Source organism: Xanthomonas sp. 60, from assembly GCF_011761925.1.
In genome coordinates, this window is record NZ_JAASQW010000003.1 from 211,946 (window position 1) to 235,869 (window position 23,924).

A 23,924-nucleotide genomic window follows, 5' to 3' on the forward strand; every position below is an offset into this window, starting at 1 on the left:
GCTTGCGAGGAACGCAACAATGAAGCGAATGCTGATCAACGCCACGCAGGCAGAAGAACTGCGTGTTGCCATCGTGGATGGCCAGTCGTTGTACGACATCGACATCGAGCAGCCGGCCAAGGAACAGAAGAAGTCCAACATCTACAAGGGCCGGATCTTCCGCATCGAGCCGTCCCTGGAAGCGGCCTTCGTCGAATATGGCGGCAGCCGCCATGGCTTCCTGCCGCTGAAGGAGATCTCCCGGGACTACTTCCAGGCCGGTGTGGATCCCAACAAGGCCGGTATCCGTGAACTCCTGCGCGAAGGCCAGGAAATCGTCGTCCAGGTGGACAAGGAAGAGCGCGGCAACAAGGGCGCCGCCCTGACCACGTTCATCTCCCTGGCCGGCCGCTACATGGTGCTGATGCCGAACTCGCCCAGTGCCGGCGGCGTCTCGCGCCGGATCGAAGGCGAGGACCGCGCCGCCCTGAAGGAGGCGCTGGACAAGCTGAACATTCCCGACGAAATGGGCGTGATCATCCGCACCGCCGGCGTCGGCCGCGATGCCGAGGAACTGCAGTGGGACCTGGACTACCTGCTGAACGTCTGGCGCGCCATCGCCGAAGCGGCGCTGAGCAAGCCGGCCCCGTTCCTGATCTACCAGGAATCGCGCCTGATCGTGCGCGCCCTGCGTGACTACCTCCGCGCCGACATCGGCGAGATCCTCGTCGACACCGAGGAGATGTACAACCACGCACGCGAGTTCATGCAGCAGGTGATGCCGCAGACCCTGCGCAAGCTGAAGCATTACACCGACGACATTCCGCTGTTCAACCGCTTCCAGATCGAATCGCAGATCGAAGGCGCCTACGAGCGCAACGTGCGCCTGCCGTCCGGCGGCTCGATCGTGGTCGACCAGACCGAAGCCCTGACCGCCGTGGACGTGAACTCCTCGCGCGCCACCAAGGGCAGCGACATCGAAGACACCGCCTTCCAGACCAACCTGGAAGCGGCCGAGGAAGTCGCCCGCCAGCTGCGCCTGCGTGACCTGGGCGGCCTGGTGGTCATCGATTTCATCGACATGTCCTCCAACAAGCACCAGCGCGAGGTCGAGAACCGCCTGAGCCACGCGCTCAAGTACGACCGCGCCCGCGTGCAGGTCGGCCGCATCTCGCGCTTCGGCCTGCTTGAAATGAGCCGCCAGCGCCTGCGTCCGAGCCTGGGCGAGTCGAGCCAGCTGGTGTGCCCGCAGTGCGATGGCCACGGCCGCATGCGCAGCGTGGAATCGCTGTCGTTGTCGATCATCCGTGTCGCCGAAGAGCATGCGATGAAGGAAAACACCGGGCAGGTGCTGGTCCAGGCCCCGGTGGAGATCGCCAATTACCTGTTGAACGAGAAGCGCAGCGCACTGCGCGAGATCGAACAGCGTCACGAAGCACCCATCGTGATCGTGGCCGACGAGCAGCTGCGTACGCCGCACTACACCGTCACCCGCCTGCGTGAGAATGAACTGGGCGAAGAGAGCACCAAGCCGAGCTACCAGCGCGGCACGCCGCGCAAGCTGCCGGTGCATGCGCTGACCAAGGGCCAGCTCAACATCCCGCCGCCGGCGGTGACCCAGGTCCAGCACAACTCGCCGGCCCCGGTCCGGGAGGAAGCCGCACCGCAGGCCGCGCCAGCGCCCGCTCCGGTGCCGACCCCGGTGGCCGCACCGGCCGCCAGCGGCGGTGTGGTCGGTTGGCTGAAGCGCATTTTCGGCGGCGAGACCGCCCCCGCTCCGGCCCCCGCGCCGACGCAGGGTGCACGGACCACCGGCACTGACGAAGGCCGCAAGGACCGCAGCAAGGACCGCAACCGCGACCGCAGCAAGGACCGCAAGGACCGTCGCGAGGACACCCGTGCCAACGGCAACGGCCATGGTTCGCAGGACAAGGAACAGGGGCAGCCGCGCAAGGAGCGTGGCGAGCGCCGCCAGGGCGGCAATGCCCAGAACGGTGCCGCGACCAATGGCAATGGAACCGCGAACGGCAATGCACAGCAGCCCCGGCAGCGCCAGGAGCAGCCGAGGCCGCCGCGCGGCGAGCGCACCGAGCAGCCGCAGCCGAAGGTCAAGCAGCCGCGCCAGCCGCGTCAGGACACCGACAAGCCGCCGCGAGACAGCGTGCCCGCCGAGAACGCCGCCGCACTGGCGGCCGCACCGGCCGCCACCGCCGTGACGGTCGTTGACGAAGCCGCTGCGGCCGCCGCGTCGCGCCTGGCCAACCAGCTGCTGCGTGGCGAGATCGACGCCGCGGCTGCCGCCCCGGTCGCGGCACCCGCCGCCACAGAGGCCGCACCGGCCCGTGAAGCCGCAGCGGTTGATCCTGCCGAGAATGCCGCCGTCCAGGGTGAGGCCACCGAGGCAGGTGATACGCCCGCCGATGACGAAGGCGCAGGTGAAGGCGGATCGCGCCGTCGCCGTGGCCGTCGGGGTGGCCGCCGCCGCCGCCGTGGTGCGGGCGAAACTGCCGGTACCGATGGACTGGGCCAGGACGACCAGGGGGATGACAACGAGGCGGGCGATCATGATCCGGACCTGTCATCTGGTCGCAATGACGATGCTGCGCCGGAGGCCCGCGCGGCCCGTCCGCTGCATGCCCAGCCCGAGTTCGACTTCGATGATGAGCCGGACACGGCGTCGACCGAGCCGAAGCGCTCGCCTGCGGCACTGAGCGCGGCGGCCATCACCCCGGTGGCCGCGAGCGTCGTCGCAGCAGCGCCGACGCCGGCCCCCTCCGTGGCTGCGGAACTGCCGCAGACGATGGAAACGGCGGCAGCTCCGGTGGGCACGACCCAGGCTCAGGCCGAGTCGCCGACGCGCGAGGCAAGCCCGGCCGCGGAGCCGGCACCCGCCCCGGTGCAGGACGCCACCGAGGCGCACGCGCCGAAGCCGGGTGTCCTGCCCGCCGCGACCACGGCGGTCGAGGCACCCAGCTGGCAGCCTGCGCCGCATGCGCCGGCCAAGGCTGATGCGGTCGTGGAGGCCACGCCGGTCGTCCAGGCGTCGCCGGTCGAGACCGCGCAGCATGTCGTGCCCGCTCCCGCCGCCAGTGCGCCGCAGCCCGCGCCGACAGGCGAGAAGGCAGCCGACACGCAGCCGGCAACGTCCACGCCGGTGGTCGAGTCGGCACCTGCCGCTGAGCTTCCTGCAACCGTCGCCGCCCCGGCGGTCGTGGAGGCCGTGGAAGCCGCCGAGCCGGCCATCCTCGCCGGTGGCACCGACGCCGCCGAGCAGGCGGCGATCGCAGCGCAGACGGTCACCACGGCAGAGGCTGACGCTGACGCCGAGGCCAAGCGCGACGAAGAGAACGCGCCGAAGACGGACCACCCTCAGGGCTGATCCGCGCCCTGCGCGCAGGCGACACGAACAACGCCCCGCAAGGGGCGTTGTTCGTTGCAGAGAACCGGTGTCGTATTACGCGATCTGATGACGGCCAAATGCCGTGCGGCGCAGCGCGGGATGACGCGCCTACCCGCTTCCGAAGGGGGCACGGACAGCCCCGGACACCGTGGGCCAGCCGGGCAGCGCCCTGTTTCACTGGGGATGCGCGGGCATCGGCAGGTACGGGATGACGCCCGACTTTCAATGCGACGTCATCCGACGGAGCCGCCTCTTCATGCCAAGAGGCACGGCACGTAGCGTGAACGCCTTCACAATGAGGCCTTCCCATGACCCGACCCCAGTACGACACCATCGCCGCCGACTATCTTGCCTACGTCAATGCCTCCCCCACACGTGCCGCCGAGTACCGCATGATGCGCGGCCTTGCGGGCGACCTGCGCGGCGCCCGCGTCCTGGACCTTGCCTGCGGGTCCGGCTATTACGGACGCCGCTTCCTGGAAGAAGGTGCCGCCAGCTCGCATGGCGTGGACCAGTCCCCGGTGATGATCGAGCAGGCGCGGGCCATCTCCCATGCACTCGGCGACAACGCCACGTTCCAGGCCAGCGATGTGCTGGAGCTGTCCGGTGATACGGGAGAGTTCGACCTCGTGGTGGCCGCGTTCCTCTTCAACTACGCGCAGTCACTGCAGCAACTGGACGACATGGCCGCAAAGGTCCGTCGCCACGTCGCACCGGGCGGGCGACTGGTGCTTGAAACCATCAATCCGGATTACCGCCTGGCACTGGGTGATTTCTCCCGCTACGGCATCACCGTGCAGTCCGAGGTGCCGTGGCAGGAGGGCGCGTGCATCACCATGGCCGTGCCGGGCTCACCGCCCGCCCAGCTCACGGTCTATCGCTGGGAGCGCGCGCATTACGAGGCCGCGTTCCAGCGCGCCGGCTTCAGCAACATCCGCTGGCAGGCGGCCGAACTGATCCCGGACGACTTCATCGACCGGCCGACGGGCTTCTGGGACGAGCTGGTGCGCAACAACCTCGCCATCTGGCTGGCCTGCGACGGCTGACACCGCGCCACCCGCGGCTCTGTCTCCACCCGCAACGCCGTGCTGCTGCTGAACACGTTGCGACGCACAGCATGGCGCTCACCCGGTAGCTTGATCCTGCTCCCGACAAGATGCTCCACTAGTTAAAGTACTAGTGTTATGACGAGCACTCACAACACCGGTTCGCTGCCCTATTCAATCTCGTCGATCGCCGCTGGACAATCGGAGTGCGCTGGACAGGCGTCGCTGCACGAAATCTTCATTCCGATGCCCCCCAAGGGCTTCACGGCTTCGGGACCAAGCGAACCCGTCGTTCACGGCCCTCGGGAAGACATGAAGGTGGAAATGACCAAGCTCGTTGAATTTGCCATTGTTCTGGATCATTGAAACGCCATGACTCTCAAACACCTCCGCGAACGCGGATGCCACGCTTTTCGCCAGGCTAAATATTCTACAGACCAAGTTGATCGGCAAATCCACAAGATCAGCAAGATGAACCTTTGGACAGATGAGTACATGCCCCACCGCGATGGGATCCGCGTCGAGAAAGCAGATGATGTGCTCGTCATCGTAAACGATGTGCGAACGTATCGACCGGGAGGCTATTTGGCAGACCACACACGCTTCCAACGCTTACCCTCGTCTCTTGAACGGAAAACTCTTCTTGATGCCGCACGCCAGCACGGCAGTCCTCCTCGCACATCTGCCGGATCCACAGCCTGCTGGTTAGCGGTCTAATGTGCCGTCAGATTTGTTGCAGATTCGCACAGGGATTCAGCAGCCCGCCCCGACCAGGACACGTGCCTTGGCTGAGCCGTCCTGCCGATGCATCCGCACCATGCAACTGAAGCACGCACATCAGGGCAGGGGCATGGCCTGCGACGGCTGACACCGCGCCACCCGCGCCGGACGATCGCACCTCAGTCCGGCGCGAACTGCAGCCGCGTCCATACCCCGTAATGGTCCGACGCCCAGCGCCCCTCTTCGTAGGGCTGGTCGAACAGCAGCCGGGCTTCGCGCGCCACCATGTCGTCCTGCTGGAAGAAGATGTGGTCGATCCGCGAGGGCGTCTGGAAATAATGGCGGTTGAGCGTGCTGGTGGCAGCAAGGTCGGTGGTGACGTGCACGCTGCCGTAGCTGTCGCCAAAGCGGTTGCGCAGCGCGCTCAGGTCACCGGCGTCCACCAGCGCGTTGAAGTCACCGGCAATGACCACCGGGGCATCGGCCGAGGTTTCGGACACGAATCGCAGCAGGTCCTCGACCTGCACCCGGCGGATCTGCTGGCCGCGTTCGTCGGCGCGTTCGTTGAGATGGGTGGCATAGACGTTGACGGGTCGTCCCTCGACCTCGATGCGCAGATGCGCGACGGTGCGGTAGTCGTCGGGCGGCTGGAGCAGGTGCTGGCCCCGCGCAAGCACTGGACGCCGGGTCAGCAGTGCATTGCCGTAGCGTTTCGGTGCGCCCACCGGGTCGGTGGAAACAAAGACGTACGTATAGCCGAGCCTGGCGGCGAGCCATTCGGCCTGGTTGCGCACGTTGCGCTTCTGGATCACCTCCTGCAGCGCGATCGCATCGGGCTTGAGGCGAGCCAGCTCTGCGACGATCGCGCGTCGCCGTGCCGGCCAGTCCTCGCGGTCATGATGCAGGTTGAACGTCACCATCGTCATGCCCGCGGCGGGGCTGGCCGGTGTCGAGCCGGGCCTGGACCCGCTGCCGCCGGTGCTGCGGTCGGCGGCGCTCAGCGCGCCGGGCGCCAACGCCATGACCAGCGCCAACGTCCTCAGGCAGCGCCGCATCCACCTGCCTGCCATTTCAGTCGCCCCGTCGTTCGCCACGGCGCACGGCCGCAGGGATCTCGATCTCCACGCGCGCCGGAACGGCATGCACATGCAGTTCGTTGTCGATCCACTCGGCGGGCTCGCCATTGACGGTGGCCACGCCGGGTTCGCCCGTATACGGCCACGGCAGGATCAGCCCGCCGGCAGGTGGCACCACGCCCGGACGCACCTCCAGCACAAGCTGGCGATCGCTGCGCTGCAGCCGGTAGTCGAGCAGGCCATCGGGCGTGCGCAGGCCCTTGACCCCGATCCCTTCCCCCTCGAACCAGCGCACCGGCACGCCGGCGGCGAGCACCAGCGACTGGTCCACGTCACGGCTGTAGGCGAACATGTCCAGCGCCGAGCGCACGAAGTCCGAGCCCACCCACGCGTGTGGCAGGTCACCGACGAAGAACGGCTTGCGCGGCGTCCGCGAGACCACCTCGGCCCACTGGTTCCAGGCCTGCGGCGAACGGTCCTTGAAGAAGAACCCGGTCGCCTCCCAGGCCCGCTCACGCCAGCCCAGGCGCACGAATGCGGCCACGTTGCGCCATTCGTAGGGGGTGTAATCCTTCCACTCGCGCTTGCCATCGCGGCGCTGCACGAACTCGTTCCAGTAGCGTTCGAAGGTGGCGTCCAGCTGCGGCTGTGGCAGGCGCCCCTGCTCACCGCCCGGCGCCAGGGCGATCGTGGTGGAGGTGGCGTCGAAATCACCCAGCTCGGCCGAGCCCGGCAGGAAATCGATGCGATGCTGCGCCATCGCGGCGTACAGCGAGGCCTGCAGGTCCGTGCGGAATTCATCGCGCGCGGCGGTGATCGCCAGCACTTCCATCTTCTGCAGGTGCTCGGCGATGATCGCCGCGTCCTTGTAGCCACGCAGGGCCCAGAAATTGTCCCAGTAGGAGTGCATCGGCTTGGCCGAATACCCTTCGTGGCTGATCGAGGCCGGCATCATGCCGTAGAAGGCCGGGTTGCGTGCCCTGTTTTCCTCGGTACGCTCGCTGGCGCGCAGCTGCTCCATGTAATGGAACGCGCCGATGACATGCGGCCACATCGCCTCCAGGAACGCGTCGTCGCCGGTGTAGCGCCAGTATTCGGCGATGCTGTAGATCAGCTCACCGTGGCTGTCGTTCTCCGGCACCGGATCGCTGCCACGGTCATCCACGCAGCACGGCACCTTGCCATTGTCGAACTGGTGCGGGGCATACCACTGCACGTAGTCACGCACCGCATCGCTGCGACCCATGCGCAGCAGGCCTTCGGAGATCATCGCCCCATCGCGGATCCAGCTGCGTCCGTAGGAGCGCGTACCCGGTTGCAGGCGCGGCCCCACGCGCGAGATCAGCATGTGCGCCAGCGAGGTGCGCAGGGTGTCGGCAAGCGGCTGCCCGGCGGCCGGTACCCGCAGCTGCAGGCCATCGAGCTTCTGCCGCCACATCGCCGCGACCTGCGCCTGTGCCTTGAGCGGGTCGAACCCGCGCGGATTGAAGCTGCCCGATTGCGGGAACACCAGCGCGACCTCGCGGCTCTGCCCCGGCTCCAGCTTGATCGTATACAGCAGCGCACCGGACGCCATGCCCGTCGGGTCGGTCACGGTGGTGGTGGCCGGCAGCGCATCGCCGGCCAGGTGGGTGACATCCAGCTTGGCATCGAACGGCGTGGCAAAGCGCTTGTCCGGCGCCTGCAGCGGATACACCCGCGGCTCGCCGTTGACCAGCACGCGGTCGCTGCCGACCTCCAGCCGGTCGATGCGGCTGAAGCCCCCCACCGTATTGAGGAACTGCGTGGGTGGATTGACCTGCCACGGCCGCACGGCCAGGGCCAGCGTGTACTCGTGGGCCACCTTGTCCGGATTCTTCAGCGTATACCGCGAGACCAGCTGCGAAGCCTCCGCGCTGCCCTGCACGAAGCCGGTCACCGACAGTGCGGCCTTGGCATGCTGCCAGCCTACGCTGGCGATGGGCAGGTAGTTGTCCTGCAGCGACTGCGAGGTGGTCACATCAGCCCAGCTGAGCACCTTGCCGTCGAGCTTGACGAAGGGCTCGACGCTGAAGCTTCCGCGGGCCATTTCCACGGCCCCGTCTTCGCTGATGAGCGCCTGTTCACGGCCGCCGTCCAGGCCGAGCAGCGTCCACGTCGGCTGCTCGCCCACATAGGCCCGCGGCAGTGCGCCGCGCGGCAGGTCGCCGGCCACCGCGGACAGGAACGCGTTCGGCGTGGAGGAGAATGCCAGCGGCTTCAGCGTGATGTCACGGATGCCATAGCGCCAGTTCGGACCATCCTGCAGATCGAAGCGCAGGTAGCGCGCGTCGGTCTCCGGCAACGCCAGCCAGTCACGGCCACCGCCGCCGGCGCTGACCTCGCGGACCACCCGCCAGTCACGACCGTCCTGCGAGGCGCGCACCGTATAGCGCGAGGCCTGCAGGCCCGGCAGCCAGTCGATCACCGCGCCGCCCAGCTCGCGCGTGCTGCCCAGGTCCAGGCTGACCGTCTGCTGCTTGACGCCGCCGCTGACCCAGAACGTGTCCGGCTTGCCATCGATCATGCGGTCCTGCAGGGCGGTGGCGGTATCGGCGAGCACCTGCGGGCGCAGCGGCGAGGTGTCTTCGGCGGGCAGCCCCTGCAGCGTCAGGCGGTCGAAGCACACCGTGCCGCGGCCACCGACCTTGCTGTAGATCGTGAACTCCATGGCCGCGCTGCGCTTGAGCTCCTTTTCCGGCGAGGGTCCCCATGCCTTGTCGATATGGCGCTTGCGGTACTGCACCGGCGTCCATGCCTTGGGGAAGGCGTAGCCTGGCCGGTTCACCCACCATACGTTGTCGCCGCTGGCATCGATCAGCTTGAACTGCAGGTCGTTGCGCGGCGAATCACCGCGCAGCTGGAACCCGAACTGGTAATTGACCGGGTACTCCACGGCCAGCGCGCGGCGGATGCCCACATGCCCGGAGACCTCGTGGAAATCGTAATCCAGGCACAGCGCGCGGCCACCGTTGGCGCCGGCGACAGGGCGCAGCGACCCGCTCACCTGGTCGGAAAGCACCAGCTTCCACGCAGAGGGATCGTCGAAATCGTCGATGACTTTCGGCGCTGGGATGGGGGAAGGCGCGGCGGCGAGCGCCACGCAGGACCACAACAGCGCCGAGCCGGCGACGATCGAACGTTTCACCCTTTGACACTCCCCAGCATGAGACCTTGGATGTAGTACCGCTGCAGCAGCAGGAACAGCGCCAGCACCGGGACGACGGTGACGACCGCGCCGGCCATCATCATCTCAACGTCCATGATGTGTTCGCGTGACAACGTGGCCAGTGCCACTGGCAGCGTGTAGTGCTCCTGGTCGGTCAACACGATCAGCGGCCACATGAAGTCGTTCCACGAGCCCATGAAGGTGAAGATCGACAACGTCACCAGCACCGGCTTGAGCATCGGCAGCACGATCTGGAAGAAGATCCGCAGCTCCCCTGCCCCGTCCATGCGCGCCGCTTCCAGCAGTTCGTCCGGGATGGAGCGCGCGTACTGCCGCACCAGGAAGATGCCGAACACCGTGGCCAGCGCCGGCACGATCACGCCGCCGAAGCTGTTGACCAGGCCGAGCTGCTTCATCAGCAGGAACAACGGCAGCATGGCCACCTGCGCCGGGATCACCAGCGCGGCCATCAGCACCTGGAACAGCCGGTCGCGGCCCACGAAGCGCAGCTTGGCGAAGGCATAGCCGGCCATGGTGTTGAGCAGCAGCGAGCCCAGCGTGATCGCCACCGACACCAGCAGGCTGTTGGCGAAGTTGGTGCCCATGCCGGTGCGGGCGAACAGCTCGTGGTAGTTGTTGAAGCTGATCTTCGAAGGCGTCAGCGGTGGCGGGAAGTGGGTGGCTTCACCGGTTGGCATGAACGACACCGAGACCATCCACAACAGCGGCGCCAGGCTGATCAGCGCCAGCACGACCAGCGCGCCGTTGATCATCCAGGGGTGCCAGCGCGACTGGCCGATTTCGCGACTCATACCATCTGCCTTTTACGCCCGAAGCGCATCATCACCGAGGTCACCGCCAGGATGATCAGGAACAAAAGGAACGCCACGGCCGAAGCACGGCCCAGGTTCCACCACTTGAAGCCTTCTTCGAACATGAAGTACAGCACGCTGACGGTGCTCTGCAGCGGGTCGCCGCGGGTCATGACGTACGGCTCGGCGAACAGCTGGAAATAGCCGGACACCGTGATCACACCGACCACCAGCAGCACCGGACCGAGCATCGGCAGGGTGATGTGCAGGAACTGCTTCCAGCGCGAGGCGCCATCGATGCGCGCCGCCTCGTACAGGTCATGCGGGATCGCCTGCAGGCCCGCCAGGAAGATCACCATGTTGTAGCCGAAGTTCTTCCACACCGCGAACATCATGATCGTGGGCATGGCCCAGCGCGGATCACCCAGCCAGTCCACCGCATCGATGCCGATCTGCCCCAGCCCATAGTTCACCAGGCCGTAGCTGGTGTGGAACAGGTAGCGCCAGATCACCGCCACGGCCACCAGGGTGGTCACCACCGGCGCGAACAGCGCGGTGCGGAACAGGGCCTTGAAGCGGGCCGCCGGCGCGTTGAGCAGGATCGCCGCGCCCAGCGACACCGCGATGGACAACGGCACGCCGATCACCACGAAGTAGGTGGTGTTCCACAGCGACTTCCAGAACATCGGGGTCTGCAGCAGATCGATGTAGTTGCCCAGTCCGACGAAGCGCAGGTTGCCCCCGTCGGCCAGCGAGTACAGATCGAAATCGGTGATGCTCAGCGCCAGCGCCGAAGCCACCGGCAGGCCGAAGAACACCCCCAGCACGATCACCGCCGGGGCGGCGAAGATCCAGCCGGCGAGCGAAGGACGGTTCATGGCCGGCCTCCTTCGGTCCCGGTGGACGGCGCATCGCCGGTCGCTGTCTGGCGATCACGCTCATGCATCCAGCGGCGTTTGGCCAGCACCTTGTCCACGCGGTCATCCAGTTCGGTCACTGCAGCCTCCTGGGACTGCCCACCGCGCACCACCTTCTCGGTGACGATGCGCATTTCCTGCACGATGCGCTCCCACTCCAGCACCTTGGGCGTCGGCTTGACGCGCTCGAGCTGATCACGGAACGCTGCGGCCAGCGGGTCATTGGCCAGCGAAGGGGCGTCCCACGTACTGCGGCGCGGCGGCAGGTCGCCGATGATCGAATGGAACCGCGCCTGGATCGCCGGACGCGAAAGGAACTCGATCAGCTTCCACGAGGCTTCCTTCTGCGCCGATCGGCGGAAGATCACCAGGCTGGTACCGCCGGCGATGCCGGCGCCCGGACCGTCCGGACCCGGCAGCGCGGCCGTGCCCCACTGCCCGGCCAGCGCCTTCGGCTCCAGCTTCTTGAACTCACGGATGTTCCAGGGACCGGAAATGTAGAACACGTTGAAGCCCCGGAAGAACTCATCCCAGACGTTGGAGATCTGGGTCTCGGACATCTTCGGGGCCCAGCCCTGCTCGAACATGTTGGCGTAGAACCCCAGCGTGCGGCGGAAGCCCGGGCTGCGGAAGTTGCCACGGGTGTCGTCCTCGCGCAGCAGCGGATCGGGCTGCTGCAGCGCCAGCGAAAGCTGCTGCTCGAACTCGTTGATCGGCATCAGGATGGCGTACCGGTTCGCGCCCTGCATGGCCTTGATGTCGGCCATCTGCTGCTCCCATTCGGCCCACGTGCGCGGCGGGTGGTCATGCCCGGCCTTGGCCAGCAGGTCCTTGCGGTAATACAGCAGGCGGGTGTCGACGTACCACGGCACGCCGACCACCTCGCCATGCACCACGTTGGTGTCCCAGATGCCCGGGAAGTAATCGGCCGGCTGCACCACGCTGGAGCGGTCGATATACGGCTGCAGCGGCTGCAGCGTATCGAGCTCCGCGAATTCGGGGATCCAGGTATTGCCCAGCTGGCACACGTCGGGCAGTCCGTCGGCCGCGAAGGCCGTCAGCAGCTTCTCGTGGGCAGCGGTCCAGGGAATGTTCTGCACATCCACCTTGATGCCCGGATTCTCGGCTTCGAACTCATGGATCAGCTCGGCCACCACTTCCGCTTCGCGGCCCATCGCCCAGAAGCGCACGGTGGTGCCGTCGTCCTGCCCGCCACAGCCGGCAAGTGCCAGCAGGGCGAGCAGTGGAGCCGCCCAGCGCGTGCGCCGTCGGCCCCCGGAGGTTTTTACAGACACCGGCTTACTTGCCGGATGAATTGCTGCGCGATGCATTCTTCTGTTCCTGTGCGGCCGCGGCGCGCGACTCTGCGATGCCACCCGATCGGGCGGCGGCGGCCTGCTCATCCTTCTGCAGCTGCAGCGGCTGCTGCTCGCCTTCAGGGGTCAACCAGCCACCGGAGAAACCGGCGCGTTCGAGCCCCTTGCGGATGTGCGGGTTCTTCTTCATCACGTCCCACACGAAATCATTCCGGTAGTTCGCGATCATGGTCAAAATCGGGCCCTGGTCGATGCCGATGTAGTCACTGGCGACCCAGCCGCGATCGGGCACCAGGCGCCCGGTCTTGATCGGAATGTCGTAGCTGAAACTCGGGTTGAACGAATCCAGGAACCCGTAACTGGAGTAGATGTAGTCGCCGAAGCGCTTGTGCATTTCCTGCGTGGCCGGGATCACTTCCTCCGGTGCGAACACGATGGAGGAGATGGCCGCGGTCGGTGCGATGGTGCCGTCGTCGAAGTTCTCGCGCAGGCCTGCACCGCGCGAGGAGTAGTGGCGGAACTGGCGCTGCTCGCCGCGGTATTCCTGGGTGGTGTTCTGCGGACCATCGCTGGCGGTCAGGCCCCACACGTTCTCGCCATACTCCTTCCAGTTCATCGGGTTGTTGATCGCATACTCGCGCTGCGCCAACGCCGCCGACCGGCTGTTGAGGAAGTAGGTGCTGCCACGCTCGCGCATGTACGCGTCCTGGATGTCACGGAAATCGATCCAGACATGGCTGTACTGGTGGCCGAACAGCGGCCCGAAGGACAGGTATTCCTGGCCCTGGTAGACACCCCAGTCGTTGTCGTAGGTGCGCGTCCACACCGTCCACGCATCCGGGCTGACCGGGTGGCTGGGCGAACCCAGTGCCAGGATGTAGACGATCATCGCCTCGTTGTAGCCCATCCAGTCGTGTTCGATGATGCCGCTCTCCGGGAACCAGCCCATGGAGATCAGCGGCGAGCGCTCCTGCAGCCAGGTCCAGTCCACGCGCTTGTAAAGCGTTTCGGCGATATCGCGGATTTCCTTCTCGCGCGAGTCGCCGCCGTCGTAGTACGACTGCGCGAACAGCACGCCCATCATCAGCAGCGCGGTATCCACCGAGGACAGTTCGACCCAGCTGTCATAGCGGTGGCCCTGCTGCATGTCCAGGAAGTGGTAATAGAAGCCCTTGTAACCGCCCTTGCCGGTGCGCTGTGGCCCCATGTCCAGGTCACGGAAGAACTTCAGCGTGGTCAGGGTACGGTCGACGGCCTGGGTGCGGCTGACCCAGCCGTTCTCGATGCCGATCGGGTAGGCGGTCAGCGCGAAACCCACCGACGCGATGCTGGCGAACGGGCGCGAGGGATAACGATCCGGCGTCAGGCCGTTGAGTTCGTTGGTGGTGTCCCAGAAGAACTGGAACGTGCGGCGCTGCAGGTCATCGAACAGTGGGGGCAGGTCCGGCTTCATCGCACGCGGTGGCGCATCGGCTTCGACCAGGATCACCTGGGGCCTCGGCTTGGCCGGTTCCGGCTGGGCCTGCGGCTGGCATGCCGCCACGGCCAGGGTGACTGCGGCGGCGGAGAACAGGTGACGTACCTGCATCGGCGAACTCCTTCGTCGGGTTTCGGTTCGGTAAAGCATACCGTCCATTGATCTGAAATCGTTTACAGAACCGCGTGGAAAAACGCCACGGGATGTGGCGGCGGCACGTCGTTTTCCATCGCCCAACCCACTGCCCCCTCCGAGGCAGTGGGTTGGACAATGCACCGGCCCGAAGGCCGGCCATCGTCACCGCGCGGCAGCCCGGAGGCCACCGCGCGTTGCAACCCCTGCACCGCCGTTCCCGGCGATGCAGTGTCGGTATCCCGGAATCAGAACCGGAAGCCCACTTCCGCCTTGACCTGGCGCGGCGTGCCGATGATGTCACCGGTCTCGTTGTAGCTGGCCTGCAGCTTGCCGTTGCTCTTGACGTAGTTGTAGGTCGAGAAGTTGTCGAAGTTGAACACGTTGATGATGTCCAGGCGAGCGTACAGCTCGGTTTCGCCCGGCATCTTGAACGTCTTCGTCGCCTGCAGATCCACCGAACGGTAGCCGAAGATCTTGCCACCCAGCAGGAACTTGCCGTTTGCGGTGGGCACTGCCGCCTGCGGGGTCGGCAGGTCATAGCCGCTGGCCTGCGGAATCGGGTACCAGTCGTTGACCGCGGTCGGGGTGGCCAGGGTCAGCTTGCCACCGAAGGTGATGCCCCAGAAGCCCGCATACGAACCGGTGACCACCAGGCGGTGGCGCGGCGCGCCATTGGAACGGATGGTCGGGTAATCCTCGATCAGGCCGCGGTCGAAGGCGTACTTCTCGTTGATGTCGCGGTTGTGGCGCGCGGTGGTCCAGGTGTAGGCCACCGAGGTGCCCCAGCCGCTTTCCTTGGTGAACGGCTTCTGCGCCGACAGCAGCACCTGGGTCGCACGGGTCTTGATGCCCTGCTGGCCGATGATCAGGCTGCCGAAGCCCGGCACGTTGCAGCTCCAGGCCTGGCTCAGGCCCGGCTCGGTGCCGCCGCACAGGCGCGGGTCATCGAAGAACTGGCCGGTCGGGTAGCGGTTGCCCAGGGTGAAGGCGAAGCCGTCGTAGCTCAGGGTCCGGGAGATGGTGGCGTCGGTCAGCCACTCGCCGACCTGGTTGCTCATGCCCAGGCTGAACTGGTCCGAATACGGAGCCTTCAGGTTGTTGTTCAGCAGGTCCACTTCCAGGCCCGCATTGCTGGTCGAGCCGACCAGTGCCTGCAGGTTGCCGATGCCGTTGAGCAGGTTCGGGTTCCAGTCATAGCAGGCGGCCTGGCCGTTCAGGCACGAGCCGGTGGCCGGGTTGCGGAAGTAGATCGTCGGCTGCGGCAGGGCCAGCTTGGTAGTTTCCAGCTGCAGGTTGTCGAACAGGTCGCGATCATACGAACGACCGGCGCCGCCGTGGATCACGTGCTGCTCGTCGGCGTTGATGTCGTAGGAGAAGCCCAGGCGCGGCTGCCAGGCATCCTTGAATGCCTTGCGGTTCTTGCCGGTGCTGATGTAATCGCTGATGTCCAGGCCGCCCAGCGCCATCGAATCGGCGTAGGTCTGGCCGGCGACCGCGCGCGGATCCTGCGAATAGATCGCATCGACCACTTCCTTCGGCGTCACGAAGTCCAGATAGGCCGGGGTCTTTTCGTAGTCCCAGCGCAGGCCGAGGTTGAGCTGCAGGTGGTCGTTGACCTGCCAGTCGTCCTGGATGAACAGGCCGATCTGCTTGGACTTGGAACGCACTTCGCCGGACACGCCCGACACGCCGGTCACCGGCTTGACGAACTGCGCCTTGTACGGGATGGAATCGGGGAAGTCACGATCACCGAGGCTGTAGGTGAAGGTCGGATTGATCTGCGCCGCATCCGAGGCGTAGAGATCGATTTCCTTGTACTTCACACCCATCTTGACGGTGTGGTCGCCCGCCCACTGCAGGCCATCGAGCGTCAGGTTGTCTTCGATCGACCAGCCCTTCTGGCCCTTCACCTGCGAATCCAGTGCCGAGGCGCCACCGGTCTTGACCACGGTGCGGTCTTCGGTGCCGTCCGGGGCGGTGTAGGTGATGCCGTTGGCCAGCGTCAGCGGCGTCGGGTTGTTGAACGAGTCTTCGTGGGTGAGCATCAGCTCGTTGTAGTAGCGCTCGCCGCTGTGGTTCCAGCGCAGGGCGTAGCGGCGGTCGGTGTTGACCACTTCACGGCCGGCTTCCGGCGCGGTCTGGCCACTGAACTGCTGCTGGGTCTCGTCGCGGTCCTGGAAGGTCAGCTCGATGCGATCGTTGTCGGTCGGCTCGAAGTCGATCTTGCCGAAGATCAGGTCCTGCTGGAACGGCTGGCTGGCCGGGCCGAGGCCGGCGGCGGCGTCGGCCGGCAGCAGGCCGGCCGCACCGGTCACCGCACCGTCCGGCGCGATGGTGACCGGCAGGTCGAAGCGCTTGGCCTCGTAGGTCACGAAGAAGTGCGCCTTGTCCTGGATGATCGGGCCACCCAGTGCGAAGCCGTATTCCTTCTCGGCCGAGACCATCTTGTCCTTGCCGCCCTGGCGTTCGGCCGGCGTCTTGGCGCGCATGTCTTCGTTGGTGTAACGGTAGAAGGTTTCACCCTTGAACTCGTTGGTACCGGACTTGGTCGCCGCCGTCACTGCGGCGCTGGAGACCTGCCCGTACTCAGCCTTGTAGTTGCCGCTGATGACCTTGTACTCACCGATGGCCAGCTGCGGGAACGGGTTGCCGGCGCTGCCGGACTGGCCGGCCACGCCGCCGCCCTTGACGTAGCTCTTCTGGCCCACGCCATCGATGTACACGTTGGTGCCGTCGGCATTGGTCGCACCGCCGCGCAGGGAGGTGTTGCCCTTGGCGTCGCGGGTGAAGATCAGGCCCGGCACGGCATCGGCGAACTCCAGGAAGTTGCGCGACACCTGCGGGGTGGTCTGGATCTGCTGCAGGCTGACGGTCTTGCCGACTTCGGAGGTACGCACTTCCTGCAGCAGCGTCGGCGCCACGACAGTGATGGTGTCCATGTTCTTGGCATCGCCGGCGACGGGCGCGGCGGTGGCTTCACCGGAGAAGTTCAGCGTGGCGGCCGAGGCCACGGTCACGGTGACCGTCTGGGTCTGGCCATTGGCCACGACAGTGTAGGTACCCGGGTCCAGGCCCTGCAGCGAGTAGCTGCCATCGGCACGCACGGTCGAACGGCGCACCGAGCCGGTGGCGATATTGGTAGCGACCACTTCGCTGCCGGCCTGGGCCGAAGCGACCTGGCCACGCAGGCTGGCATTGGCCGACTGCGCGAACGCGTCCGGGGTGGCGGCCAGGGCCAGGCAGCTGACCAGTGCGCAGCTCAGCAGGCGGCGGGCCGGCAGGCGGCGATGCATCTTGGAATACGTCATGGAACTCTCCGGTGGTGGCGACCGCGCGAGCGGCCCCCTCTCATGTCAAACGAATAATCGGGATGCCTCCGGCTTCGGCGGCCGGATGGCAGTGCTTCTCTACTTTCAACCGCGGGGCACAGGCACGCCCGGCTGGGGATGCCGGCCTCCACGCCTGCTTGAATCACGCACGATCAACCGGGGCACCAGCGTCTGCTTGTCGCCCGCGCTCTCCGCGCTTTTCTCATCCATCAACTGCATCAGGCGCGTCATCGCCCTGTCACCGAGGTCGGCGATGCTTACCTGCATCGTCGTCAGCGACGGGTGAACGAAACGCGCCAGGGGAATGTCATCGAAACCCGCCAGGCCGACGTCGTCGGGCACGCGGATGCCGGCCTGCGCGAAGGCATACAGGCAGCCCAGGGCCATCATGTCGTTGGCGGCGAACACCGCGTCCGGCAGCGATCCGGCTGCCAGCATCTCCTGACCGGCACGATGGCCGGAAGCTTCGTCGAAATCACCGGGCAACTCGACCCCCTGCGCATCACCGCCGAAGGCGGCCAGCGCGTCACGGAAGCCCCTCAGGCGTTCCCGTGCGTCGTAGTTGGAGTCCGGACCAGAAATGAAGGCAATGCGGCGATGGCCCACGTCCAGCAGATGGCGGGTCATGGCCACCGCACCGGCATGGTCATCGATGCTCAACACCGGGTGATCCTGCTCGGGCAGGTAGGTGTTGATCAGTACCGTCGGCAGCGACTGCGGCAGGTTGTCCGTCAGGAAGCCGGGGCTTTCCGCGTAGGGCGACAGCACGAGCAGTCCGTCCACGCGACCGCGCATGGCGCGCAGCGCGGCGCCCTGCTGCACCTGGTCGCCGTGGTAGCTGGACACCAGCAGGTGCTGGCGGCGCTGGCGCGCAACCTGGTCGATGCCGCGCATCAGCTCGGAGAAGAACTCGCCATACAGGTCAGGCAGCACCACGCCCACCGTGTTGGTGCGACGGCTGCTGAGGCTGCGGGCCGCGGCATGGGGGCTATAGCGCAGGCGCGCGGCCACCTCGAGCACGGCCTGTCGCACCGGTTCGGCGACGTTCTCGTGTCCGTTCAGCGCACGCGACACCGTAGCCACCGATACCTTGGCTTCGCGCGCGACGTCTTTGATGGTGATAGCTGCCTTGATCACAAAGTCGCCCTCCACGACTCCAGCCTTGCGGCTTGGCGCGGAATGTAAGCGTTTCCATTGTCCAAAGTAAACACTCCGTTACGCTCGCGCCCGTCTTGACACGCCCTCGTCCGCGTCATGGAGCGGTCAGAACCCTGTCCTGCACCGGCCTGCACGCGGGTCGCAGGACAGTCCCGGACACCCATCAGGCCACCTCGCCGGGCGCCTTGGCGATGATGGACAACGCGTGGATATCGGTCTCCATCATGCTGCCAAGAGCAGAATAAATGGCGCGATGTCGCGCCAGCGGCAGGCGGCCACGGAACGCTTCACTGACCACGTTTACGGAGAAGTGGCCGCGTCCATCCCGCGCACCGGCATGGCCAGCGTGGAGGTGGCTGTCATCGGTGATCACAAGGTGCGTCGGTGACAGGGATTGCTGCAGTGCGGCACGCATTCGCTCCATCCGTTCGGCGTTGCTCATGGCAGCACCTTGCGGAACGGGCGGACGTCGGTGCGGATGTAGACGCCTGCGGCCACGTAGGGATCGGCGTCGGCCCACGCGCGTGCCTCCTGCAGAGAGGCGAACGCGGCGATCACCACGCTGCCGCTGAAGCCGGCCGGGCCCGGATCCTCGCTGTCGATGGCCGGACACGGCCCGGCCACCAGCAGCCGGCCGTCCTGCTGCAGCTGCTGCAGGCGTGCCAGGTGGGCCGGCCGCGCCTGTTGCCGCGCGGCCAGCACCTCGGCCCCGTCATATCCTTCGATCACGTACCACATGGCTGTCTTCCTGCGCTTGCTTGGGATGCGGCGGATTCTAGCGGTCCCGGACGCCACCGCGCGGTGACTGGACACCGTGCGTGCAAAGCCTTAGTCTTGTCCCAATTGCACGTGGCTGGACACGGCACCGTACCGGAGCAGCGGCCCCACCCGCCCCCGATGACTGGTCCGCTGTCACCGAGCAGCCTGCGTAGACGACCTCCTGAAAGTTCCGGTGCCGCCGCCTGCATGCGGAGCTCCCGGCGTTGTGTTGTTTGGAATCGCGCCCTGACCGGCGTGTCCTGGTTGCCCACTGTGTGATGGCCCGGAGGCTGCGCGCGGGTGGCGCCGCGAATGGTCCGTTGCCGCCCCGATGTCCATTAGATGACCTCTGAACCCGCGCTCGGCGCGACCCCGTCAACCCGGCCGCCCGCGCCACAGCAGCAGGAAATGCCGCTGGCCGTGGTGCATGGACAGCCGGTCCTGCAGATTCCGCAGGACCTGTACATCCCGCCGGATGCACTGGAAGTCATCCTGGATGCGTTCGAAGGCCCGCTGGACCTGCTGCTGTACCTGATCCGCCGCCAGAACCTGGACGTGCTGGACATCCCCGTCGCCGAGATCACCCGGCAGTACGTCCAGTACATCACCGTGATGCGCGAGCTGCGCTTCGAACTGGCCGCCGAGTACCTGGTGATGGCGGCCATCCTCGCCGAGGTGAAGTCGCGGATGCTGCTGCCCCGCCCTGCCGCGGTGGAGGGTGAGGAGGACGATCCGCGCGCGGAGCTGGTGCGCCGGCTGCAGGAATACGAACGTTTCAAGCAGGCCGCCGAGGACATCGACAGCCTGCCCCGGCAGGACCGCGACACCACCGTGGCGCATGCCTTCGTTCCCGACCGTGCGGCGATCCGGCTGCCGCCGCCGGTGGAACTGAAGGAAATGCTGGTGGCGCTGCACGATGTACTCAAGCGCGCCGAACTGTTCAGCGGCCACGCGATCAAGCGCGAAGCGCTGAGTGTCCGCCAGCGCATGGGCGACCTGCTCGGGCGCATGGAAGAAGGCGTGTTCTACCGGTTCGAATCGCTGTTCACCGCCGAAGAGGGACGGCTCGGCGTGCTGGTGACCTTCCTGGCCATGCTGGAGCTGGCCAAAGAGCAGCTGCTGGACGTGGTGCAGGAAGCGCCGCTGGCGCCGATCTACGTCAAGTCGCTGGCCGCCGGCAACACCAATGAGCCGCTGTCCTTCAGCAGTGAGTTCGACGACACCACCGATCTGCCCTCCCGGGACCCACAGGCCTGACATCGCATATGGATCAACCGCTGATCAACCGAATCGTCGAAGGCGCGCTGCTGTCATCGCCGCAGCCGCTGACCCTGGGACAGCTCAAGGAGCTGTTCCCGGAAGACGAGCCGGCCCCTGCAGGCAGCATCGAACGCGCGCTCGAAGCGCTGCGCGAGGGCTGCAACGGACGCGGCGTGGAACTGGTGGAGGTGGCCTCCGGGTTCCGTTACCAGGTGACCGGCGAGGTGCATGGCTGGATCAGCCGGCTGTGGACCGAACGCAAGACCCGCTATACCCGCGCCACGCTGGAAACCCTGGCGTTGATCGCCTACCGCCAGCCGATCACCCGCGGCGAGATCGAACAGGTCCGCGGCGTGGCGGTCAGCAGCAGCATCATCCAGGCCCTGGAAGAGCGCGAATGGATCCGCGTGGTCGGCCACCGGGACGTGCCCGGCCGACCCGCGCTGTTCGGCACCACCAAGGGCTTCCTTGATTACTTCGGACTCAAGCGCCTGGACGAACTGCCACCGCTTTCCGAGTTGAAAGACATCGCTGAACTGGAACCGCAGCTGCCGCTGGGCGGTGACACGACAGACGATGCCCCCGGTACACTGGTCGCCAGCGCCGCGTCGCCGGATGCCGCGGCCGATGACGCCGGCGGCGGCGATGACCGCCCGACCCCCTCCCCCGCCGGGACGGCCGATGCCGTCCCAGCGACGAATGAGCCAGCACCTTCGCCCGATGACACTTCCGGGCACCCCGATACCGCGCCGGGAGAACGCGCGGGTGCAGAAAACGAGAGCGAAGACAACGCCGTCGCGATGACGTCCGTGGCTGTTGACCGAGCCGATTCCGAACCAGAGGCTGACGATACGTTGGCCGGAGCCAAAGTTAATGAGTGACACCCCCCGTAAGCTGTCGTTGAACAAGCTCTCGCTCAAGCGCGAAGCCACCTCCGAACAGTTCAAGCTGGAAGAACGCCTGCACAAGGTGCTGGCGCAGGCCGGCCTCGGTTCGCGCCGCGCGCTCGAGCAGCGCATCGCCGAAGGCCTGGTCAAGGTCAATGGCGAAGTCGCGCAGACCGGCATGTCCGTGCGCAGCGGCGACCGCATCGAGCTCGATGGCCGTGGCTTCGTCGCCACCGCCCTGGCCGATCCCTCGCGCGTGCTGATCTACAACAAGCCCGAAGGCGAAGTGACCACGCGCGAAGATCCCGAAGGCCGCCCGACGGTGTTCGAGTCGCTGCCCGCCCTGAAGGGCGCGCGCTGGATCGCCATCGGCCGCCTGGACATCAACACCACCGGCCTGCTGCTGGCCACCACCGACGGTGAGCTGGCCAATGCCATGATGCACCCGTCGTTCGAGGTCGAGCGCGAGTACGTGGTGCGCGTGCGCGCCCCGGAAGGCCAGGACACGGTCGACGACAACACGCTGCTGCGCCTGCAGCGCGGCGTCGCGCTGGAAGACGGCCCGGCCAAGTTCGACGAAGTGGAGCGCATCGGCGGGACCGACTCGCACGACTGGTTCCGCGTGGTGGTCAAGGAAGGCCGCAACCGCGAAGTGCGCCGCCTCTGGGAGTCGCAGGGCTGCCAGGTGAGCCGCCTCAAGCGCACCCGTTACGGTACGGTCAGCCTGCCGCGCGAACTGAGCCGGGGGCATTCGGTTGAACTGACCAGTGCCCAGGTGGATGCGCTGCGCGCCAAGCTGAAACTGGAAGAAGGCGCCCCTTCCGCGCTCACCCTGCAGCCGGTGATCGGCCAGCGTCGCGCGGCCAAGACGACCGTCCGCATGGGTCGCGATGGCGGCCGGGGCACGGCGTACGTCAACGGCCACAACACGGCTGATGAGGGTCGTGAGCTGCGCCGGTTCGACAACGTCCGCGAAGAGCGCGGCCGCGGTCGCGGCGGCAAGGGCGGTGGTTTCAAGGGCGGCCTGACCGTGACCGGTGAAGCCGCGGCCAAGCAGTCGCAGCGTCCGTTCAAGGCGCGCCCGCAGAAAAGCGATCGTGGCCTGCCCGAGGGCAACCCGGCGGCCTTCCGCAGCTGGTATGTGCCGGACGGTGTCAGCACCGGTCCGAGCGGCCACCGCAATGCGGGCCCTGGCGCACGTGGTCCGGGTGGTCCCCGTCCGGCCGGTGGCCCTGGTGCCCGTGGTCCGGGCGCACGCGGTCCAGGTGCACGTGGTCCGGGTGGTCAGGGCGGTTACGGTCAGGGCCAGAGTGAAGGCGGTCGCGGCGGATACGCCAAGCCGAAGTCGCCGGGCGCCGGCGGTGGTGGCAATCGCGGCGGACAGGGTGGACAGGGCAACAAGCATCCGTACGGGCATCCGGGCAATGCGCCGTCCTTCCCGTCCGACCATGCCAATCCGGGCTTCAGCCCCTACGGCAGCACGCCGCGCCCTTCGGGCAACCGCAGTGCGGGCGGTCCGGGTGGGAACCGTGGGCCGGGTGGCCCCGGCGGCAATCGCGGGCCGGGTGGCAATCGGGGTCCGGGTGGCAACCGCGGGCCGGGTGGTCCGCGCCGCAGCGGCCCGCGTGGCGGTTGACGGCTGAGGTTCAGGGGCCGGCGAACGGCTGGGCCCCTCCGTGGTGGACGCGGTGTGCTGGTGTTCGCGTGGTCGGGCTGGGCCGGGCGGTGGGGCTGGGTGGGGGACGGCAAAAGCCGCTCCTGCGGGCCTCGCTTCGCGCCATCCATGGCGCTCAACGCCCCCACCCAACCCCACCCCCCGGCCCTGTGACAGATCTGCGTCCGCCACGGGAAATAGAAAAAAAAAGCAAAAGCAAAAGCAGCCTCATCGGCCGCCGATGCTTTTGCTTTTTTCTTTTGCTTTTGCTTTTTATTTTTTTATCCGTGGCGGCACACGGAGCGTGTCGGGGGCTGGGCGGGTGGAGGCGGCGGGGGCGTGTCGCGCCAAGGATGGCGCGACGCGAGGCCCGCAGGATGCAGCTCTTGCCGTCCCCCGCCGCCTCCACCCGCCCAGCCAAACCACAGAAACCCAGAAGTCCCGCGCCGCCACGAGGGGCCCAGCCGTTCGCCGTAACCCCACCGACAACCCTCCCACCTCGTGCGCCCGGACACCGACGCTTTTGCTTTTGCTTTTGCTTTTGCTTTTTATTTTCTCATCCGTGGCGGCGCACGGAGCCTGTCCGGGGCTGGGCGGGTGGGGGCGGCGGGGGCGTGTCGCGCCAAGGATGGCGCGACGCGAGGCACGCAGGACGCAGCTCTTGCCGTCCCCCGCCGCCTCCACCCGCCCAGCCAGCTCCAGAGACCTACCCAGAGGCGCCGCCACGAGGGGCTCCGCCGTTCGCCGCACCCCACCCCCGCTCGATGCAGGACGTTCGACCCATGTCGCTCACGGCCTGGGATGACATCATC

At 66.8% G+C, this 23,924-nt stretch carries 16 protein-coding genes; 5 read left to right on the forward strand and 11 right to left on the reverse strand.

The features are described from left to right. Positions 1–19: 19 nt before the first annotated feature. A complete protein-coding gene (locus FHY09_RS07935; protein ID WP_166925910.1) occupies positions 20–3,358 on the forward strand; it encodes an Rne/Rng family ribonuclease in 3,339 nt (1,112 codons plus the stop codon). A 329-nt stretch (positions 3,359–3,687) separates the two neighbouring features. Further along, positions 3,688–4,425: a class I SAM-dependent methyltransferase gene (locus tag FHY09_RS07940; protein WP_166925912.1), complete on the forward strand. Its 738-nt coding sequence runs from the start codon at positions 3,688–3,690 to the stop codon at positions 4,423–4,425. A 174-nt stretch (positions 4,426–4,599) separates the two neighbouring features. On the opposite strand, the gene FHY09_RS07945 is transcribed toward FHY09_RS07940, so the two are convergent. The 11 genes from FHY09_RS07945 to FHY09_RS07995 all read right to left on the reverse strand — a co-directional run bounded on the left by FHY09_RS07945 (position 4,600) and on the right by FHY09_RS07995 (position 19,290). Next, on the reverse strand, positions 4,600–5,022 hold the full coding sequence (locus tag FHY09_RS07945; RefSeq protein ID WP_166925914.1) for an HIT domain-containing protein: 423 nt from the start codon (positions 5,020–5,022) through the stop codon (positions 4,600–4,602). A 302-nt stretch (positions 5,023–5,324) separates the two neighbouring features. Next, positions 5,325–6,200, reverse strand: coding sequence for an endonuclease/exonuclease/phosphatase family protein (locus FHY09_RS07950; RefSeq protein WP_166925916.1), 876 nt, complete (start codon positions 6,198–6,200; stop codon positions 5,325–5,327). Between the two features lie 16 nt (positions 6,201–6,216). Further along, positions 6,217–9,387: a discoidin domain-containing protein gene (locus FHY09_RS07955; RefSeq protein WP_166925918.1), complete on the reverse strand. Its 3,171-nt coding sequence runs from the start codon at positions 9,385–9,387 to the stop codon at positions 6,217–6,219. Next, positions 9,384–10,220 (reverse strand): carbohydrate ABC transporter permease, encoded by an 837-nt coding sequence (locus FHY09_RS07960; RefSeq protein WP_166925920.1) that lies wholly within the window; start codon positions 10,218–10,220, stop codon positions 9,384–9,386. Before FHY09_RS07960 ends, FHY09_RS07955 begins: the two co-directional genes overlap by 4 nt. Next, positions 10,217–11,098 (reverse strand): carbohydrate ABC transporter permease, encoded by an 882-nt coding sequence (locus tag FHY09_RS07965; protein ID WP_166925922.1) that lies wholly within the window; start codon positions 11,096–11,098, stop codon positions 10,217–10,219. The genes FHY09_RS07960 and FHY09_RS07965 overlap by 4 nt, the downstream gene beginning before the upstream one ends. Continuing rightward, positions 11,095–12,432, reverse strand: a complete 1,338-nt coding sequence (locus FHY09_RS07970; RefSeq protein WP_456362740.1) for a sugar ABC transporter substrate-binding protein — start codon at positions 12,430–12,432, stop codon at positions 11,095–11,097. Before FHY09_RS07970 ends, FHY09_RS07965 begins: the two co-directional genes overlap by 4 nt. Before the next feature lie 4 nt (positions 12,433–12,436). Further along, positions 12,437–14,041: a glucoamylase family protein gene (locus FHY09_RS07975; RefSeq protein ID WP_166925926.1), complete on the reverse strand. Its 1,605-nt coding sequence runs from the start codon at positions 14,039–14,041 to the stop codon at positions 12,437–12,439. A gap of 269 nt (positions 14,042–14,310) precedes the next feature. Beyond that, positions 14,311–17,373, reverse strand: a complete 3,063-nt coding sequence (locus FHY09_RS07980) for a TonB-dependent receptor domain-containing protein (RefSeq protein WP_166925929.1) — start codon at positions 17,371–17,373, stop codon at positions 14,311–14,313. 105 nt (positions 17,374–17,478) lie between these two features. After that, positions 17,479–18,546, reverse strand: a complete 1,068-nt coding sequence (locus FHY09_RS07985; protein ID WP_166925931.1) for a LacI family DNA-binding transcriptional regulator — start codon at positions 18,544–18,546, stop codon at positions 17,479–17,481. A gap of 169 nt (positions 18,547–18,715) precedes the next feature. After that, positions 18,716–18,994, reverse strand: coding sequence for a BolA family protein (locus tag FHY09_RS07990; RefSeq protein ID WP_166925933.1), 279 nt, complete (start codon positions 18,992–18,994; stop codon positions 18,716–18,718). Beyond that, a complete protein-coding gene (locus FHY09_RS07995) occupies positions 18,991–19,290 on the reverse strand; it encodes a YciI family protein (RefSeq protein WP_166925935.1) in 300 nt (99 codons plus the stop codon). Before FHY09_RS07995 ends, FHY09_RS07990 begins: the two co-directional genes overlap by 4 nt. A 363-nt stretch (positions 19,291–19,653) precedes the next feature. Here FHY09_RS07995 and FHY09_RS08000 point away from each other — a divergent pair, with 363 nt between their 5' ends. Genes FHY09_RS08000 through FHY09_RS08010 form a run of 3 tightly spaced genes read left to right on the forward strand, consistent with a single transcriptional unit; the run spans position 19,654 to position 23,094 of the window. Further along, positions 19,654–20,568 carry a segregation and condensation protein A gene (locus tag FHY09_RS08000; protein WP_166925937.1) on the forward strand — a complete coding sequence of 305 codons (915 nt, stop codon included), beginning with the start codon at positions 19,654–19,656 and terminating at the stop codon, positions 20,566–20,568. Between the two features lie 8 nt (positions 20,569–20,576). Beyond that, complete coding sequence (gene scpB, locus FHY09_RS08005) at positions 20,577–21,452, forward strand: SMC-Scp complex subunit ScpB (RefSeq protein ID WP_166925940.1); 876 nt, start codon at positions 20,577–20,579, stop codon at positions 21,450–21,452. Beyond that, a complete protein-coding gene (locus tag FHY09_RS08010; RefSeq protein ID WP_166925942.1) occupies positions 21,445–23,094 on the forward strand; it encodes a pseudouridine synthase in 1,650 nt (549 codons plus the stop codon). Before scpB ends, FHY09_RS08010 begins: the two co-directional genes overlap by 8 nt. Positions 23,095–23,924 lie beyond the last annotated feature (830 nt).

Excerpts from the sequence above, each read along its gene's own strand:
- FHY09_RS07940 (WP_166925912.1), top strand. The coding sequence starts at position 3,688 with ATGACCCGACCCCAGTACGACACCATCGCCGCCGACTATCTTGCCTAC.
- FHY09_RS07975 (WP_166925926.1), bottom strand. The coding sequence starts at position 14,041 with ATGCAGGTACGTCACCTGTTCTCCGCCGCCGCAGTCACCCTGGCCGTG.
- FHY09_RS07965 (WP_166925922.1), bottom strand. The coding sequence starts at position 11,098 with ATGAACCGTCCTTCGCTCGCCGGCTGGATCTTCGCCGCCCCGGCGGTG.
- FHY09_RS07980 (WP_166925929.1), bottom strand. The coding sequence starts at position 17,373 with ATGACGTATTCCAAGATGCATCGCCGCCTGCCGGCCCGCCGCCTGCTG.
- FHY09_RS08010 (WP_166925942.1), top strand. The coding sequence starts at position 21,445 with ATGAGTGACACCCCCCGTAAGCTGTCGTTGAACAAGCTCTCGCTCAAG.
- FHY09_RS08000 (WP_166925937.1), top strand. The coding sequence starts at position 19,654 with ATGACCTCTGAACCCGCGCTCGGCGCGACCCCGTCAACCCGGCCGCCC.
- FHY09_RS07935 (WP_166925910.1), top strand. The coding sequence starts at position 20 with ATGAAGCGAATGCTGATCAACGCCACGCAGGCAGAAGAACTGCGTGTT.
- FHY09_RS07990 (WP_166925933.1), bottom strand. The coding sequence starts at position 18,994 with ATGAGCAACGCCGAACGGATGGAGCGAATGCGTGCCGCACTGCAGCAA.
- FHY09_RS07995 (WP_166925935.1), bottom strand. The coding sequence starts at position 19,290 with ATGTGGTACGTGATCGAAGGATATGACGGGGCCGAGGTGCTGGCCGCG.
- FHY09_RS07960 (WP_166925920.1), bottom strand. The coding sequence starts at position 10,220 with ATGAGTCGCGAAATCGGCCAGTCGCGCTGGCACCCCTGGATGATCAAC.
- scpB (WP_166925940.1), top strand. The coding sequence starts at position 20,577 with ATGGATCAACCGCTGATCAACCGAATCGTCGAAGGCGCGCTGCTGTCA.
- FHY09_RS07950 (WP_166925916.1), bottom strand. The coding sequence starts at position 6,200 with ATGCGGCGCTGCCTGAGGACGTTGGCGCTGGTCATGGCGTTGGCGCCC.